This window comes from Vibrio ordalii ATCC 33509 (genome assembly GCA_000257205.1).
Classification (GTDB): Bacteria; Pseudomonadota; Gammaproteobacteria; order Enterobacterales; family Vibrionaceae; genus Vibrio; species Vibrio ordalii.
Window position 1 is genome coordinate 1 of sequence record AEZC01000104.1, and the last position, 3,647, is coordinate 3,647.

Below are 3,647 nucleotides of genomic sequence, written 5' to 3' on the forward strand. Positions count from 1 at the left end.
ATAGTTGAATTAGCAAAAATATGATCACGCAGATATGAAGGAGGACATATGTCCTCCCTGCACTACCAATGCCTACTTTATTATCATCTCTTCGAAAACAATCACTCTTACAACAATAATAAAGGACATCAGCATGGAACTCTTTGCCCTACTGGATATCAATAATACGCTCGTTAATATTCCGATTAGTGGCGGTTATGCCATGAGCTGGATTGAAGCTTTCGGCACAGTATTCGGTCTATTATGTATTTGGTTTGCCAGTCAAGAAAAAACCATTAATTACCTTTTCGGTTTGTTGAACGTCACACTGTTTGCAGTGATTTTCTTCCAGATCCAATTGTATGGTTTACTTCTGCTACAACTCTTTTTCTTCTGTGCGAACGTTTACGGTTGGTACGCTTGGACAAGACCAAATGCTGATGGTGATACCTTGCAAGTTCGCTGGCTCAGTAAACCGAAGTTAATGATCACCACCGTATTAAGCGTTGTTGCCATTGCTTTGCTCACTCTCTATATAGACCCATTCTTTTTCGCATTAGCTAACATTGCAGTTGATAGCCTGAATATAGTTGGTGCAAATTTGGCACAACCAGTGTTAGAACCCGATGCATTCCCATTTTGGGATTCAGCCATGACCGTTTTGTCGATTGTTGCACAAATTTTGATGACACGTAAATACGTCGAAAACTGGGCACTGTGGGTTGTCATCAATATTATCAGTGTGGGTGTTTATGCCACTCAAGGTGTCTATGCTATGTCTGTACAATACGCCATTTTGATGTTCATTGCGGCCAACGGAACTCGCGAATGGGCACGTACAGCAAAAATGAACAACAAGAAGAAACAGAGGACTAGTGACAGTAAAGAGGCACTAGCATGAGCAAACAACCTCACATTTGTGTAGATGAGAGCCAAGTATCATCACATGTTATCGTGTGTGGAGAGCCAGACCGAGCCAATCGGATCGCCGCTTTAATCGATGATGCCGAGTTATTGGCTGAAAATCGCGAATACCGTTTATTTAACGGCCAATATAAAGGTAAACCAGTCACCATTTGTAGTACTGGAATTGGAGCTCCATCGATGATCATTGCGATTGAAGAACTTAAACAGTGCGGCGCTACACACATTGTGCGCGTCGGCTCCGCAGGTGCAATGCAAACTCAGATTCAATTAGGTGATTTAATTGTCGCTGAGGGTGCGGTACGCGATGAAGGGGGTTCTCAAGCATACATAAAGGCGGCTTACCCTGCCTATGCGAGCTTTTGTTTGCTCAAAGAATTGAATTGTTTTTTAGCTAACCAATCAACACCTTATCATTTAGGCGTGGTGCGTTCCCATGACAGTTTCTACACCGATGAAGAGCAACAAATCTCGCATTACTGGAATAAAAAAGGCGTGCTAGGTGCAGATATGGAAACCTCAGCATTACTGACTATAGGGCGTCTGCGTGGGCTTGAGGTCGCTTCAATTCTAAACAATGTAGTGCTGTATCAACAAGATGTGAAAGAAGGCGTTGAACAATATGTTAATGCTGACCACGCAATGATGGCTGGTGAAAAATTAGCGGCAACAGCGGCTTTAGAAGCACTCTATAAACAAATCTAACTCTTGATATTTCATCCAGATAAATAATATTAAGCGGTAACGTATGCGCCGCTTGTATTAAACACGATCTAAAGCACAGCCCATGGTCAAAATAATAGAATGTGTTGTAATAATGGCAAAGTCTGATTAGCTTTACCGCACCTATCCCTTGATGAGTTCACTATGAAGATTAGCCCTTATGCTTCAGGTCGGTTCCAATCATTCTTATCTGACAAAAATCGAGCGTTTAACGATCTGATTTATCAGTGCCAAGTTACTAGCAGTTACCTTGATGTAGGAAGTGAAATCCTTCGTCAAGGCGAAAAACTGGAGTATCTGTATATCGTCCCAATTGGTCGTGTATCGATGAGTATCATTGCCGCTAATGGACGGCGTTTTCAACTTGGTGAAACCAATTGTGATTATCACATTTTCGGTGAGATGGAGTATTTTACTCAAACGCCTTGCCAATGGACTGTGGTTGCTGATGAGCATTTACAAGTTGATACCATTTCCTTGACCTCACTCACCCAAGCACTGCATGCTCACCCTGAAATGATGTTTTTCTTTGCTGCGGGTCTAGCGGAAGATTACCAAGACTCAATGGATATTTATACCAACCGGCTGCTTCATCCTATTACTTACAATATTGCTTACGATTTACTGATACAAAAAGAAACCAGAGCCGCACTCGGCGGTTTTGAAAAAGTAAACCAAGAAGCGGAACGCTTTGGTACTTCTGGTCGAGTTTATCGGCGCGCCGTGAAAGATCTCATGAATAAAGGGTTAATTACCAAAACAGAACAAGGCTTAACCATTATCAATGAACACGAGTTAAGAGCATTCTTAAATAACCATGAATAAGCCGGATGTTATTGTTCAAGTGTGACCAACTCGCACAATTATCAACAAACTGATTAATAATCCCTAAAATGGACTTGCTTTCTTGCCTCCTCACCCCAAAAAGAGAGTAATGTGAGGCAGAAGCTCTCCTTTTCATGGATCTTTGATTCATCGCAAGGCGCTTTTCCCCCTGCCAGATTAATTAATAGCTTCTGATTTTGAAGCTGCATTCTAAGGAAATAATAATGTCTGATACACCCACTACCGTTGAATATACCGTTGAAACCCTAAAGCCTGTTGTTGAATCTTCCGGTTCTATTTGGGGTTATGTGGCGGGCGGTGTCGTGCTTGCAGTCGTTCTTGGTTACTTTGCTTTTAAAAAGCTCAACAAACCGGCCTTTGTCATTAAGCAAATGCGTAAACGTAACCGCAAAGAGATGAAAAAACATGGTGTGGAAAGTGCCGAAGCGATGGTCGATCTCGATCTTCTACTCGATGCAGTACAAGAGTACGCCACCCAACAAGCGATGAGTGGCACAACCATGGTGCAACTGTTAGCGCCATTAAATGACGCCAATAAAATGAAATCCGCAGGGGATTTCTATCATTCAATGGCCTACATTGCCAAAAGCATCAATAACCCGACGCTGGCTAAAACATTACAGAACAAATCAAAACAGGTTCGTTCAAGCTCGCCACTGATGGCTGGCCTGCTCAAGCGTGCTGGCGTTTAACTGGCATAACAGAAAGGTCTGCGATGTGGGTGTATTACCATCACCCACATCTAAAAGCTTTCCCCTCAATTAAGGCTGAAAAGGCAGTCATGAATGGTGCAGAACAATTCGCAGTTGGCCCTGTTCATCTTTCTTAAATGCCCAGCTTTTATCCACCAAGGTTTGCTTTCCTTTATTGTCGATGAGCTTGACATGCCCCATGGTTAAGGTCACATCACCGTTGATGTAGACTGCTGCGTTATCAAAGCTGTACTCCTTCCAACCTTTTAGTGCAAAACCAGAATCTTGTGGGTATTGCTTATCACTGCCGACAAAATACGATAGTGCTCCGTCCGCTTCTGTACGAAAGGTTTGCTCCCCACTGGCAAGCGTAGGTTTGAAAAGCACCGCACCTTGTTGATAGCCATACGCTTGGTCTAATACTTGCTTTGCCAACTTCTTCGCTTCAGCATGACCTTTTTGTTCATAAGTCTGGCTTATCTT

General features: G+C 42.8%; 5 protein-coding genes. 4 read left to right on the forward strand and 1 reads right to left on the reverse strand.

Going from position 1 to position 3,647, the window contains the following annotated elements; translation table 11 throughout:
* Nucleotides 1-133: 133 nt before the first annotated feature.
* The 4 genes from pnuC (at nt 134) to VOR_RS0107570 (ending at nt 3,164) form a co-directional block, all read left to right on the forward strand.
* Nucleotides 134-880, forward strand: coding sequence for a nicotinamide riboside transporter PnuC (gene pnuC / locus VOR_RS0107555; RefSeq protein ID WP_010319100.1), 747 nt, complete (start codon nt 134-136; stop codon nt 878-880).
* Nucleotides 877-1,608, forward strand: coding sequence for a nucleoside phosphorylase (locus VOR_RS0107560; RefSeq protein WP_010319101.1), 732 nt, complete (start codon nt 877-879; stop codon nt 1,606-1,608). The genes pnuC and VOR_RS0107560 overlap by 4 nt, the downstream gene beginning before the upstream one ends.
* A gap of 162 nt (nt 1,609-1,770) precedes the next feature.
* Nucleotides 1,771-2,451, forward strand: coding sequence for a Crp/Fnr family transcriptional regulator (locus VOR_RS0107565; protein WP_010319102.1), 681 nt, complete (start codon nt 1,771-1,773; stop codon nt 2,449-2,451).
* A 224-nt stretch (nt 2,452-2,675) separates the two neighbouring features.
* On the forward strand, nt 2,676-3,164 hold the full coding sequence (locus tag VOR_RS0107570) for a hypothetical protein (RefSeq protein WP_010319103.1): 489 nt from the start codon (nt 2,676-2,678) through the stop codon (nt 3,162-3,164).
* 87 nt (nt 3,165-3,251) lie between these two features.
* Here the strand turns inward: VOR_RS0107570 and VOR_RS0107575 are convergent.
* Nucleotides 3,252-3,647 (reverse strand): metal-independent carbonic anhydrase family protein (locus VOR_RS0107575; protein ID WP_010319104.1); only part of this gene is annotated, 396 nt, incomplete at its 5' end.

Coding starts and splice junctions, on each gene's coding strand:
- VOR_RS0107560 (WP_010319101.1), top strand. CDS start 877: ATGAGCAAACAACCTCACATTTGTGTAGATGAGAGCCAAGTATCATCA.
- VOR_RS0107565 (WP_010319102.1), top strand. CDS start 1,771: ATGAAGATTAGCCCTTATGCTTCAGGTCGGTTCCAATCATTCTTATCT.
- pnuC (WP_010319100.1), top strand. CDS start 134: ATGGAACTCTTTGCCCTACTGGATATCAATAATACGCTCGTTAATATT.
- VOR_RS0107570 (WP_010319103.1), top strand. CDS start 2,676: ATGTCTGATACACCCACTACCGTTGAATATACCGTTGAAACCCTAAAG.